The sequence below is a fragment of the Sphingomonas phyllosphaerae genome, assembly GCA_036946405.1.
Classification (GTDB): domain Bacteria; phylum Pseudomonadota; class Alphaproteobacteria; order Sphingomonadales; family Sphingomonadaceae; genus Sphingomonas; species Sphingomonas phyllosphaerae_D.
Genome location: JAQIJC010000001.1, coordinates 3,555,741 through 3,569,665 on the forward strand (window position 1 = coordinate 3,555,741; position 13,925 = coordinate 3,569,665).

The following is a 13,925-nucleotide window of genomic DNA, read 5'->3' on the forward strand; positions in this document are numbered from 1 at the left end:
TTATCTCCAGTGTTGCGGCAATCTTGCACCGCGAAGTACCGAGGGGAGAGGCAAATGGTCGGCGGCCTGATTGGCAAGCGGTCCTGGCGACACGTGCAGAAGTCAAAAATGGTCCTGACCACCGCCGCGATTTTGACAATGACCGCACCGCTTAATGCCGAAGCTCCCGCTCCATATCAGAGCTCTCCAGAGCGGCGGTTCATAGCCGAACGCGATTGGGGACCATGGCTTGGCCCCTTCCGCGCACGGCTGGTACCGAGCCTGATGCGCGATTTCGGAGAGCGCTACCTCTACCAGGCCGCCAACCGTCGGCTGGGTCCGCCACGAAGCGATGAGCGACGAGTCGTTTTCCTCGGCGATTCAATCACAGATCGCTGGGATCTAGCGCGAAGCTTTCCGGGACGTCCCTATGTCAATCGGGGCATTGGCAGCCAAGTGACTGCGCAGATGCTTCTGCGCTTCCATCAGGACGTAATCTCGCTCCGGCCAGACGCGGTCGTCATCCTGGCTGGCGTCAACGACGTGCAAGGCTTCTTGCAGCAAGAAGCCCCGGAGCAGATCCAATCCAATTGGGAAGCCATGGCAGACCTAGCGGACGCACATGGCGTCAAGGTGGTCTTCGGATCGCTGCTGCCGGTCAACGATTACACACCCTCCGCCCGGGACGTCGTTCGCGAGCGCAAGCCGACAACGCTGCGCGCTTTGAACGACTGGCTGCGCGGCTTCTGTCAGCGACGCGGCTACGCCTACGCCGATTACTATGCGGCGCTTGTCGATCGGGCTGGTCTGCTCGACGCCCGCTACACAGACGACGGCGTTCATCCGCTAGCTGCAGGTTATGCGCGCATGGCTCCCGTGGCAGAGCAGGCGATCGCCGCCGCGCTGGCGGCTCCGATCCACCATGAAAAGACACATTGAACTATTGGCGATTTTGGCCCGCTCACCAGACGTCGCCAGGACTTGAGCGCGAGTGGCCGTTCCTCCTGGAACGGACGTATACCTAGTTGATCGACCTGCCTGCCAACCCATTCGCTGATGATCGGCACCTGTGCCCGAACCACAAACGTAGGGTACAGCGATAACCGGAGACAGAAGGATGTACATGTCCAGGCGAACAGTTCTTCGCGGCGGGCTGACAGCCGCCGCGGCGTCGGCGGCTTCCGTGCGCGCCAGTGTACCACTTCGGCAAAGCGAGCTTCGGCCCGTTTCGGTTGCGCCACCACGGCAGTTCGAGGCTAATTGGGACTCGCTAATTAGCGGCTACAGCGCGCCCGACTGGTTCCGCGACGCGAAATTCGGAATTTGGGCCCATTGGGGGGCGGCTTCCGTGCCGGGCATAGGAGACGATTGGTACGCGCGCGACATGTATTTGCAGGGCCATCCTTCCTACGAACATCATCTGAAGCATTACGGGCATCCCGCGGACACCGGCTTCATGGATATCCAGCACCGTTGGCGTGCCGAGCGCTGGGATCCTGCCGAACTGCTTGATCTCTACAAGCGAGCCGGAGCGCGCTATTTCATGGCGATCGCAAACCACCACGACAATTTCGATTGCTACACTTCGTCGCACCATGCCTGGAACTCGACGAGGGTCGGGCCAAGGCGGGATATCGTGGGAACATGGGAGAAGCTCGCCCGCGAGCGCGGCCTGCGTTTTGCGGTTTCCAACCACTCGGGTCATGCCTGGCACTGGAATCAGGTCGCGTACGGCTATGACCCGGAAGGTCCACGACAGGGTCAGCGCTATGATGCCGCCCGCCTAACCCGATCGGACGGACGCGGCCGATGGTGGGAGGGGCTCGACCCGCAGGACCTGTATACCGGGCGCAGTATGGCAATACCCGACGGGATCCGATCACTTGCGGAAGCAAACGCGTGGCATGCAGCGACCGATGCACTTTGGGATGAGGGCGCGCCGCGAAACCCGGCGTTCGTGCGGCGGTGGTCGCTGCGCTGCCGCGAGCTGATCGACAAATACCGGCCCGACATGCTCTATTTCGACAACCACGATCTACCACTCGGCCAAGCTGGTCTCGACATGGCTGCCTACTTCTATAATCGCAACATGGCGTGGCATGATGGCCGTCTAGAAGGGGTAGTCACGGCGAAGGAAACGGCTCCCCAGCGACGCATGGGTCTTGTTGACGTGGTCGAGCGCGGACAGAAGAGCTATATCGACCGTTTCCCGTGGCAGACGGAGACCTGCCTCGGCAACTGGTTCTACGGGGAGCAATATTACCGCGAGAACCGGTATAAAACGCCAGCGAAGGTGTTGCACACGTTGTGCGATGTCGTCTCGAAGAACGGCAACCTGATGCTCAGCGTCCCGCTGCGCGGTGATGGCACGATCGATGATCGTGAACGCCAGATCGTCGAGGAGATCGCCGTGTGGATGCAGAAGTTCGGCGAAGCGATCTATGGCACTCGTCCATGGCGCGTTAACGGGGAAGGAGCGAGCCACGGCGCAGGAGGTGCCTTCTCCGAAGGCGGTCAGGAAACCACCTACACTGCCGCTGATATCCGCTACGTAAAGCGCGACTCTGCGGTGCATGCTCTGGTACTGGGCTGGCCCGCAGACAGCGCTGTCCGACTGACGTTGTTGGGAAGCGGTAATCCGGTCGGCAGAGGCACAGTGAGCAAAGTGACCTTACCGGGAAGTTTGGAGCCGCTGCCATTTACACGCTCGGCCGACGCTCTTGTAGTGCGTTTGCCTGACAGCCTGCGAAATCGCATCGGACTCGCTCTTGTCATCGAGGGTGACGGCCTTGTGGCCTAGACTTCCTACGAGGTAGCTGATTTCGATCAGACCCAGAACACGACATTCCGCGGTGGTTTTGCGCTCTCCAACTTCGGACATCCATTCATGTTCGCCCGACACCTCAACCAGCGATGGCGGAAAGGGCGAGAAGTGGGACGTAGCCGTCCTCCCCATGGGCGCCTTGAATGACCGGTTTCGTCGAGGGCAGACATTCCAGTCTTCCACGGTAACCAAGCATATTTCCGCTAGCCACTGGCGAACCGTTCACGCGAATGCCATGTTCGAAGTCGATGAAGGATGCGAAAACCTTGGCGAAGGCCAAGCGCCGTCAACTCTCTACCGAAGAGCGCGCCGTCATCTGGGAAGCGTACAACAAGCGCTGTCCGTATACGGGCGACCTCATCGCATTTAGCGACCTGGAGATCGACCATGTCGTGCCGATCACGATCGCGCCAGACGATCTTGCCCGTCTCAAACGCGAAAGTATCGTTGCGGAAGACTTTGATTTGAATGGGCTGGGCAACCTTTTGCCAACGAAACGTTTCCAGAATGGAACCAAGAGCGCCCGGGTTCGGCCCAACAACGTGCTCATAAACTTCCTCGACATCGCTCGACAGCATCAAGAGCTGATTGAGGCACAGCTTGCGGCGTCGATCGAGGATCGGAAGTTGCTAACTGCCTACCTTCAGCTTAAAGCAAAGGCAGATCGGAACTCACTCGACGTCGAGGACGTGGTCGACGTGCACCGTCAGCAAGATGGCATGACGCGACTGCGCCATTCGCCGGAACTGGCTGGCGCTGATGATATCACCTTGCTTAACGCCGCGCTGGCTCGCGATTTGATGACCAAGCCCTTCGCGCTTGGCGGTGGCGGCATTGATGCCGTGGTAGTTCGAGATGATGCGGGAACTAGAACGATTTGCACCAATTGCCTCGAGTTCCAAGTCGCCCAGCAGAAGGGCTACTGGCCGGAGACGCAGTTCGACATGAACTGTTACGGCATGGCTGACCGCAATTGCGGCATGCTGGCGGCGCTGGAGACTGCCACGTTCGCGCCACATTCGGTGCTCCGCTACCCGCGCATTACCTGCCGCAACCTCGATCGTTGGTCGTCCGCCTGGGTCAGACAAGTGTGGATCGAGTTCGATGAGGAAACAGACGGCCCACTCTTTGCACGATGCAAGACAATCGCCGACCTGATCGCCGAGGGTGCCTGCGACGTGGTCGAGCAGGAAGACTGGCGCGTGGCGATCGAACCGCGCAATGGCTTCGCCCTTGCGCTCAGCGAGCTATTCCGCGCCGATCTCGATGGCGATGGCGAGGAAGAAATCCTGGTCTTCGACCTTCTCTATGCGACGGGCGGCACACTACGCGCGGGCAGTGTCGGCATCGCCAAACCCGACGCCGACGGCATCCTGCAGCCGGTCCATAACGGCATTGTAGAACCGGCGGCGACGGACTGACCATGACGATTAAGCCCATCCTCGACGACCCGCGGAACCTCGTTCCCGCAGGCGATTGGCGCAGCCACCCCATGCGTCGGCCAGCGATCGTTCGCTTGCAAAGGCGGGATTGGTGCGGATCAGCTTGGAGCAATTGCATAACGTGGGTATTTCGCCACTCTGGCCGCGGCGCTAAGCTGGGTGAATGACCAGCACACCTGAAGATCCGCCCTTTCATTTCGAGATCTGGCAAGGCCCTAGCTCCACTTTCGGCGATGAGCCGAAGGCAATCTATTATGTCGAAAACCACAATGGCCAGTGCAGCTACGGCGAGCTTGCGCTTGATTTTCAGATGGCGGCGACGGCGCTTCTAAAAACCTATCGCAAAGAGCAACTTGGTAACTGGACGGCGCCGGTTGCGCACATCATACGCCAGACGCTTGAACTGCGCCTGAAAGCGCTGTTAAGTTCGATCCTCGCCCGCGATGCGGCTGTCGACAAGAAACCGCTGGCTCAGCATGGTCTGCTGGCGCTCTGGGGCGTGGCTTATACCTGGCTTCTGGCGAACGGCTTTGCGGTCGATCGCGATGCGCGCCTCGCGTCAACGCTGCACTTGGTCAGCGCCTATGATGCCATCGATCCGTCGGGCGACCTCTTCCGGTTCGGGATGTCGCGCAAGATGGCCTTCGAGAAGCGAAAAAGCTATGACCGTGTTGGGATAAACTTCGAAATAATGGCCCAGGAATTCGCTGACGCTGACGGGTTATTGTCCCATTGGGAGGCCGCAGTTTTCCGCTTAACGATGGCCGAGAAGCATGGGTGGACCACGGACCCTTATTTTGACGTAGACAATTTCCCGAAGATCGAGCAGCAGCCGTCTGAGTGATGCGGCCTTAGACTTACCAGTATGCGGTCTGAAGAGAGAGGTTCCACCAGTAGCCGCTTCCAAGTGGCAATTTAGCGGGTCGGAACGATCGTTTAAGGGCCCTTGGGCGACTGTCCGCTTTGAATCAGGCTGATCGGCGGCTTCTGCCAAAACTGGACGTTCACCGGAGGAAAGCTAAGCGACGCATCCTGGTCGGGAGCCGGCGCCGGGAGCCCGAAGGGAATGAACGATACTGGCGACCGACATTCCGACATTCAGGGCGCCCGTTCGACTTCCTAATTTCTGCCATTTATTCAGGTCGGCCTGACGGCCGCTTTTAGCGAGCCGGATCAGCCGCCTGGACGTCGTGAGATAGTGGACACCGGCATTTCAGATTCGGAGCGCGCTGCGGGCTAGGCTCGATAGCTTGAGGCCGACCACAATAGATCAACGCCGCGATGCCCGTAGCGGGTCAAGGGATAAAGCGCGTTTCCCGGGCCGTTGTCGTTGCTTGGGCCGAACCAAACCTCTCTAATTGCCACTCCGGCAACACGCTGCAACGGAATATCAACGTACGCAACGACAGCCGATCCGGCGGCGCGGAAGCCTACTGCCTCGCCCTTAACCTTTTCGCCATTCGCCGTGCCACCTTCGTCGATTAGTTCCCACCCGTCCTCTGAGATATCGACGCGCAATTCATGCAGCGCGCGTACTTCTTGCTCTTCCTCGAACGATGGATGTTTGTATCCAAGGATGAAGCTGGAGAGCAACGCGGCGTCTTCACCGACGGTATCTTTGAAATCGCCACCTTCTTTGCGCCAAGTTAGGTACATAGCGGCTAGAAAATTGCGCACCTCGGTGATTTGCTGCTCGGGATCGTAAACCACCTCAAGCAGCGTGACCGGCATAGCATCGAGCGCTAACCCACTGAATCCGATCGACCAGCCTTTGCCATTGTCGGCATAGCCACGCCACTGACTGAGCACATCTGGTCGCTTCGAAAAGCACGCGATCACCGGGTGGCTTCTTAGTTGCTTGGGCGACAGATAGCCATCGATATGGTCGAAAAAGCTTGTATCCAGTCCTTCAAGTGCTGGGTAATCTGAAACCATTTCAAGCAATGCATTGGCTGCTCGCTCGAACAATTCGTAGCAATACCTCCATTCGCGCGGGTCGTTCATCATGTTGACATCGCTGAACCGCAGTTTTCCGTGCTCTAGGATCGAGAGCAGCGTTGGGGTGCTGCAATAATGATATAAGACAGTTTCCGAATTCGGCTTCAGAACACGAGCGTATGTGGAAGCAAATAGCGGATCTGGATCGTTCATCGGTGTCGTCTCCCGTCGTAGCGCTTTCGCCAAAGGATGTTAAATCAGCGTCAAATGCAAGAGCTGGACTAGTTTTTTTACAAGCAAATCTGGGCGGATATCCTTTTAAATTCGTGAGTTTGCGCTCGGCGCACTTTCGCCCAGCAGCGAGCATATGAAGAAATGGCCGGTTCTGATAGCTGCTCGAGCCACGTCGAATGTCGTTCTCTGGGCGTAAGCCGTCCGGCAGCTTGCGGCTTCGAGGACCCAAAGGCGGTCACTCAGTGCTCCCTGCTGGGCGCCCACTTCCTGCCGCTCGTTCATCTTGGAGATCGTCGAACTTGAGACATAGCAAGCGACGGGCTGAACCGCCCGGATAATGGAAAACGGCAGCGCGAAAACAGAAGATATCATCGGGAAAAGCAGATTTAAGATGCACTTCCTTGAAGTGGCGTACCTCCACGACCCGGAGGCCAAAGCGCAAGGAAAGTCGAAGCGGTGCAGCTCCCGCACCGCGGACATCGGCCCGACCGTCTCCATCCCCCCGGTCCCGAGTCAAAAGCCGCTCGGGACCGGGGGGGACAGATCCAGACGCTAGCCGTGCCGGCATTCCGCCGTAAATCGACGCGCCGCGGTGAGTGTGGCCCGCCGACCGGCCCCGAGCTTCATTGGCCCTGCACGGGCAGAGGCCGCTCGAAGGCGATGATCTTCGCGCCGAGCCCGCCTGCGGCGAATTTCGCGGCGATGAACTCAGCTTGGACACGATCGTGCGTGGTCATGACGATCTGGTGCCTCTTGTCGAGGCAGAGCGACCTGATCAGGTCGGCAAATGCGCCGACCTTGATCACGTCGGCGTGCTGGAGCGGATCGTCGAGGAGTAGGGCGTTCCACCGCGACCAAGGCAGCAGGACGGATGCCGTGATCATCGCCGATATCTGGAGCGCAGCCAGCTGGCCTTCGGAGAAGTAATGTCCGGCGAGCCAACCAGAAATCGGTTCCCCCGCGACGTTCGGCCTGACGCTGGACCCGATCTCGCGGAAGCGCATGTCGACGCGGTCCGCCGTCCACTCCAGCGTCTCGCCCAACGAGCCGGCCAAGCTCGCGTAGACGGCGCGGAACAGGCCGTTCCACGGTCTTAGCGCGGTGCCCTGCAGCCTCTTGTCGATGTCCCGCCTGACCCGGGCCCGTTGGCTCAGGCGCTTCCGCAGCGTTTGCAACGAAACCAGATCGGCGCGCGCGCGGCGGAGCTCCCGGTCGATGGCCTCGCGCAGCTCTGCGGGGCTGGCGCGGTCGGCTGAAGGCAGGTACGTTGCCCGAAGCAGCGTGAGCTCGTCATCTCTGTCGGGCGACTGCCGCGCGCGCGCGACCTCGTCTCGGATCGAGGCCAGGCGCTCGAGCAGTATGCCAATCCTAACCGACTGCTCCTGCGTCCGCTCCGCAAACTCGTCCTCCGGCGCGCCATCCAGGATCTCGGCGAGCGTGCGCGTCCAGTTCACGACGCGCCGGCTCTCCTCGAAAAGCGACGCCTCCGCGTTCCCGTGCAGCTCGCGCAGTCGCCTCAGGTTGTCCTCGACGCCTTCGGCGAGCTGGACAGCGAAGCCGTACTCGGTCGTGGCGGCCGTGAGCTGCACCGCGACCTGGTCGATTTGAGCGTCGACAGCGCGGATTTGGGCGCGGAGGTCGGTCTCGGGCCGCTCTCCGTACGGCTGGACGGCGAGGGTCTCTAGCACCCGCTCGTTCTCGAGCAGGCGCGCCTCCAGGTCGGCGAGGAGCGGCGCGAGCCGCCGCTGTAGCTCCTGGAGTTCGACCCGCATGAAGCGCGCCTCGACCTCGCCGCCCGCCTCGAGCTCCTCGCGCAGGTCCTCGATCCGGGACTGGACCTCCTCGAGCGCCTCGGCAGTCGGTTGCCCGTCGCCGTAGGCTTCCAACTGGCGCGCCCGGTCGGCTTGGTGCCGGGCGATGGCGGCCGCGACCGCTCGCGCTTCCTCGGCGCGCGCCAGGGCGATGCGCATCTGGCCAGACACGCGGCCGAGCTCGTGCGTGGTCTCGTTGAGCGACTTCGTGATCTGCTGGGCGGCGGGGCCGGGGGTGAACGCCGCCGCCCGCGCGCGCGTCGCGAGCTCGCCGAGCTCGTAGGCGGCCGCGCACACCGGGCATCGCGTGTCCTCCGCATGGAGGTGCGCGGCCACCGCCGCGGCAAGCGCGGCTAGCGATTTGAGGCGGTCTGTCTCGTCCGACAGCGCGCCCTGCAACTGCTCGCGAATGCCAGCCAGCTCGTCGCGCCTAGCCGAGAGCTCCGCGACCTGCCGCGCGGCCGACGCCTGGGCCTCCTCGGGGTCGCCAAGCTCGGCCAGCTCGGCCAGGCTGCGGTCGATCTCCTGCAGCGCGGTCCCCGCGCGCAGCTTGGTCGTCGCCGCCTCCAGCTCGTCCAGCCGGGCGATCTTCTCCGCGACCGCCTCGCCCTGCGCCTTCGTGTCCGCGGCGCGACGCCGCAGCTCGCCGCGCTCGAGTTGCAGCTCCAGGAGCTCGGCCCTCGCGCCGAGCGCGCCGGCGAGGCTCGCGCGCGTCGCATTCATCCGATCCAGTTCGGCCTGGCGCGCGTCCCGCTCGGACGCGGCGAGCCCTCGCGCCTCGACGCGCCGTTCCGCCATCTGCTCGGCTGTCCGCAGCGATTGTCGCGCCTCGTCCTCCTCGATGGTCAGGCGCCGCACCCGCGGGTTGGCGTCGCGCAGGAGGGCCCGCAGCGACCGGACCTCGCCCAACCGCGCCTCCAGCCCCGAGCGGAACGTCGCCAGGTGGTTGTCGAGCCGCTCCAGGTCTATCCCGTCAGGGGCGGGCGGCAGCCCCGGCTCCTTGGCGAGTGCCTCCCGAAGGTCGTTGAGCCGTTGCCGCGTCGCCAGATCTCCGTTCGTCGCGAGAGGCAATCGGAGCTGATCCAGCCGGTCGAGCGCTGTGCTGTGCTGCCGCTCCTTGGCGCGCACCTCACGCTCCAGCTCCTTAACGGCGGACTGCGTCTCGCGGCCCCAGAGCCGCCGGTCCAAGCCCTTGAGACGTTCGAGCCCCGCCGGCGCAGCGAACGCCTTGAGTATCGCGTCGCCGTGCTCGTAACCGAGTCTGGCGGTCGAGCGCTGCGACGAGAAGTGGGTCCAGCGCAGGGCTGCGGCGACCGATTTGATGTCGGACCAGGGCGCCTCGTCGCGGCGAAGCAGCTGCGCCACGCGCTCCTCGCCGTCCGCCGAGCTGAGGCGATGCGGGTCGCCGCTACGTTCGCAGGCGAGGATCGTACTGCCCGAGCCCGAGAATGCATCGATGATGATCTCGCCATGCCGGGTCACGTCGCGGATCGCTTCGGCGAGCAACGCCACCGGTTTGACCGTGGGATGATCGGCAAGGTCAGCGTCGCGCGACGCACCGAATGCATTGGCACCGGCCCAATTCCAGACGTTGGTGCGGTAGCGGCCATGCCTGCCGAGCTCGACCATGTTGGTGTGCGGCGCGGTGCCGTGTTTCAGCACCAACACCAACTCATGCTGGCTGCGGTACAGACTCCCCATGCCGCCGTTGGTCTTCGCCCAGACGCATAGGTTGAGATGTTTGAACCCGACCTCGCGCGCCGCCGTCATCAATTCGAACAGATGGTGGTGATCCATGAATGCCATGGCGATCCCGCCGTCCTTGAGGTGCGCGGCCATATTGGCGAGATAGGACACGTTGAAGCGGATGAACTCGGCCTCGCTCATCTCGCCGGATGCCATCGCAAACTCGGCGTGCTGGCCGCCGCCTGAGACATGGCCGTTGACGCGGACATTGTACGGGGCATCGGTCAGGATCATGGCTGCGACGTTGCCGGCCATCAGCCGCTCCCAGCTCGATGGCTCGAGCGATGACGCGCATAGCAGGCGATGGCGGCCGAGCAGCCAGAGGTCGCCGGGCTGCGCTACCGGCGTGGTCCGCGGCTCGGGCAGCATATCATCCGAGTCGGAGGCATCGTCCTCGACCCCTGCGCCGTCGAGCAGCACATCGATCTCACCGGTCGACCAGCCGAGAATCTCGATGGGCGTCTCGTCGAGTTCGATGATACTGGCGATCTCGACGCGCAGCAGATCTTCATCCCATGTCGCTGCGCGCGCGAGCTGGTTGTCGGCGAGGCGATAGGCCTTGATCTTAGCCTTGCTCCAGCAACGGGCCACCAGCACCGGCACGTCCTCCATGCCGAGACGGCGGGCGGCTTCAAGCCGGGCGTGGCCGCAGATGAGCTCGCCGGCCTCCGCGACGAGAAGCGGCATGGTGAAGCCGAACTGGCGTATCGACGCCATGAGCTGCACGATCTGGCGTTCAGGATGCTGACGCGGATTCCCCGCATAGGGGATGATGTCCTTCAGCCGGCGATATTCGATGGGTCCGAGCCGCTGTTCGATGGCGCGCGACAGATCGCGCAGCGCGGCATCGTCCGCAGCTACGCCGGCAGCTTTGCGAGAGCGAGGCGAGGTCTTCATGGTTCGTCCTTCATGTGTCGGAAGGACGGGACGAGGACCGAGCGTCAGCAGACACGCGCGACCACTCGCCTGCCCAACCGGTCGGTTGTTCAGCAGGCGGGATGCAAGCTGTTCGCCATGCATCCCAACGTGATCCCGGATGCTGCTGTGCGGTTAGGCGATGCTGCTCGGGCGGAGGTTCAGCTCCGATGCCGCTTATGCCACCATAAAGATGAAGAAGCAATCACCGCGAGCAAGCAATCATGAAGGACGAATTTTGTTGTCAATCGCCTCCACTTATGAACAGTTATGTTCGCCTCTTCCGACCATATCTCTGCATCAGATATACCGCTCCCTGCTTGCATCGACCTCTTCCCTGTTCGGTGCACGCAATTCCCTGTAATCAAAAGCAGGGAATTTGATCACGAAGGACGCGAAAAAGCTGAAGTTTTGACTGTGCCGGGATGAGCACGTCGCCTGTTTCTTGTGGTTATTCCCTGTTAATCGCGCGAGATCAGGGAAAACAGCGTTCCGATCGCCGCACCTCACACCGGCGTAAAGCGCGCGAAAATAACCCGATGACTTGAGCTCGATCGATGCTTATGACCGACACCATCGCCGGACGGCAAGCACGGGAAAACAGCAGATCATTGGCTTTGGTACTGCCCCCCGGCGGTGCGGAGAAAACGCCATGTCCTTCCAGGAAGGTCGGTTATCAGGCAATTCTCCGAGATACGGAGTCGCGTGAGAACGACGCAGTTTCCCGCGGGATTTCTTGAAGAAGGTCGCTCTGAGGCGGTGGGATAGGACTGAGTGGCGGAGCGGGAGCCCGCCCCAACACCACGAACGAACGACGTTTTTCTGCGACTTAGGAGCGCCGCAGCTGATCTGATACCCCTCTTGATACCCCACTGCTGTTTGGCACGATGTGGGACATCCCTTCTTGCCACGCAGTCACTTCGGGTCCGTCTCGTTCGATATCCATTCGCATGATCAGCCCGGCAGTGCCAAGGGACACTCGGCATCGCTGGCACCGGTCAACCTTCAATCGGTTTGAACGTGTCGACGTTCAAGCGGTCGTACATCATTTTGCTAGGCCTGAAGTACGGCCTGCGAGACGCCTCTACCTGAATCGTCTCGCCAGTCTTTGGGTTCCTACCGGCATGTAGTTGCCGGCCACGTGTCGCGAACGAGCCGAAACCTCGCAGTTCAACACGGCCGCCTTCTTTCAAGCGGTCCGTTATGTCTTCGAAGAAGATGGTCATCACGGCGTCAATGTCTCTTGCGGAGAGGGTCGGGTTCCCCCGCATCAAGGCGCTTTTCAGCTGCGAGCGCGTCACAGACTTCTCTCCTTTACACGACCGGCGAGCCCATCGAGGGCGGGGGTGGGAACCGATCGTATACAGCTGATAACGATTGCAAACACAAATCGAGTTACGCGGGCGTTACAATTCTGTCAGATCGCTCGATGAGCGTTGGATCCGTGGGGGACTCGCCGTTGCCCGGACGGGGCTCGCTTCCGGGCTTGCGCCGTCATCTAACTAGCCTAGCCTTTCCAAATGCCCGACAATGATTCGCAGCGGCCACCGACACCTGAGGCTCTCGCCACCTGGACGGATCAGGAACTCATCACCGAATGGTCGCGGACGACGTGGGATAGCGGTGACCCGCGGATGGAGGCGATGGCCGACGAAATCGACCGGCGAGGACTGGACTTTTGACGATACGCCGGGCCCAGTGGAGCGAGTTGATCGCGATCGAGCGTCGCCGAGGCCCGGACACGCCATACTGGCTGCAGGATCGGGTCGATGAACTGCTTCATGCTGGCCGAACCGCTGAAGCCGATCGCCTCTATGAGGTCGCCAAGCTCTATGAGCTTCTGAGGCAGCCCGGAACATTACAATGACGATCTTCAGCGAGCTTCGTTGTCGCAGCGAAAATTTACAATCCAGATCAATTAGCTGTTTTGCAGTGGGCGCCCGACTATGAGAGCTCCTCCACCGTCAAGGAACGGCAGTGCTCTTTCGCATCATCTATTCCAGTCGCGCCACGCACTTCCTGAACGACGACGAGTTGCGAGAGCTTTGCGAGACATCCACTCAACGCAACCTGCGCGACGGGATCACCGGCTTGTTCCTGTATGACGGCGTTCGCTTCCTTCAAGCGATCGAAGGCGAGCGTCCGGCCGTAGAGAGCCTAATGGCCAGAATCGTCCGGAATCGGAATCATAGAGATATCGTGGAGGTCTTCGCCGGGGCGATTGAGCATCGCGAGTTTCCTCACTGGTCGATGGACGAGCCGCCACGTCAGGGGGAGGATCTTGAGAAGTTTGTCGAGCAGGTAAAAGCCGATGTTAGCCTCGTGGCAGATCCACACATGCGTGCGCAATTCATCGGCTTCGCGCGTCTCGCGAGCAAGAGGCGAATTGCATAGCCGGGTCGCTTGTAACCTCGCTGCTTGTCTAATACCTGTGTAGTACCCTTGCCGCGCGGGTTCTAACTTCGCCCGGCACTGGTGCCTGGCGTTTCTAAGCCGCCTTCTACCCGGCTAGTAACCAATCCGGCCGTCGCGTTAATCTTTGTTAACCATGTTGCTGTAACCAATTTAGGACATGGCTATGCGGCGAAAGCTCATCCGAGTCGCAAGGGGTTCGACATGGTACAAAACGCGTATGCTGAAGGCTTGAAGGCGGGCGCTGCGCGTCAGACGTCAACTGCTGACTGCCCTTATCGCACAACGCTGGTCGAACGAGAGCGAGCCGATTGGATGCGCGGTTTCGCAGTCTCTCGCCAGGATCGAGGCACGTCCGCCCGTCGCTAGAAACTGCAAATCCGACGAACCGCCTAGATTGTGCGACAGGGTCACTGGCCTGAATCAGCGAAGCGCATTAGCCACGCAACCTTCATCGATCGCTCATGCATCGAAGAGGTGACGGGTGACCGATCAATCGAAAGCAACTGACGGCTCCCGGCTTAGAAGCGAAGCAGCGCGGTGGCGACGCGTAGCGGAAGGCCTCACCAGCAAGAACGACCGAGCGACCATCATCCGCTTGGCTGAGGAAACCGAACAAGCCGC

At 61.3% G+C, this 13,925-nt stretch carries 8 protein-coding genes; 5 read left to right on the plus strand and 3 right to left on the minus strand.

Going from position 1 to position 13,925, the window contains the following annotated elements; all coding sequences use genetic code 11:
• Positions 1-54: 54 nt before the first annotated feature.
• The 4 genes from PGN12_16475 to PGN12_16490 all read left to right on the plus strand — a co-directional run bounded on the left by PGN12_16475 (position 55) and on the right by PGN12_16490 (position 5,089).
• A complete protein-coding gene (locus PGN12_16475) occupies positions 55-918 on the plus strand; it encodes a GDSL-type esterase/lipase family protein (GenBank protein ID MEH3105482.1) in 864 nt (287 codons plus the stop codon).
• 184 nt (positions 919-1,102) lie between these two features.
• Positions 1,103-2,779 carry an alpha-L-fucosidase gene (locus tag PGN12_16480; protein MEH3105483.1) on the plus strand — a complete coding sequence of 559 codons (1,677 nt, stop codon included), beginning with the start codon at positions 1,103-1,105 and terminating at the stop codon, positions 2,777-2,779.
• A 290-nt stretch (positions 2,780-3,069) separates the two neighbouring features.
• A complete protein-coding gene (locus PGN12_16485) occupies positions 3,070-4,224 on the plus strand; it encodes a hypothetical protein (GenBank protein MEH3105484.1) in 1,155 nt (384 codons plus the stop codon).
• 184 nt (positions 4,225-4,408) lie between these two features.
• Positions 4,409-5,089, plus strand: coding sequence for a hypothetical protein (locus tag PGN12_16490; protein ID MEH3105485.1), 681 nt, complete (start codon positions 4,409-4,411; stop codon positions 5,087-5,089).
• Positions 5,090-5,481: 392 nt separating this feature from the next.
• On the opposite strand, the gene PGN12_16495 is transcribed toward PGN12_16490, so the two are convergent.
• From PGN12_16495 to PGN12_16505, 3 genes are all read right to left on the minus strand, one after another.
• Entirely contained in the window at positions 5,482-6,396 is a 915-nt protein-coding gene (locus PGN12_16495) for a DUF2971 domain-containing protein (GenBank protein MEH3105486.1), read from the minus strand.
• Between the two features lie 644 nt (positions 6,397-7,040).
• Positions 7,041-10,871 carry a DNA methyltransferase gene (locus PGN12_16500; protein MEH3105487.1) on the minus strand — a complete coding sequence of 1,277 codons (3,831 nt, stop codon included), beginning with the start codon at positions 10,869-10,871 and terminating at the stop codon, positions 7,041-7,043.
• A 1,016-nt stretch (positions 10,872-11,887) separates the two neighbouring features.
• Positions 11,888-12,190, minus strand: a complete 303-nt coding sequence (locus PGN12_16505) for an integration host factor subunit beta (protein MEH3105488.1) — start codon at positions 12,188-12,190, stop codon at positions 11,888-11,890.
• A gap of 676 nt (positions 12,191-12,866) precedes the next feature.
• On the opposite strand from PGN12_16505, the gene PGN12_16510 reads away from it, so the two are divergent.
• Positions 12,867-13,283, plus strand: coding sequence for a BLUF domain-containing protein (locus tag PGN12_16510; GenBank protein MEH3105489.1), 417 nt, complete (start codon positions 12,867-12,869; stop codon positions 13,281-13,283).
• Positions 13,284-13,925 lie beyond the last annotated feature (642 nt).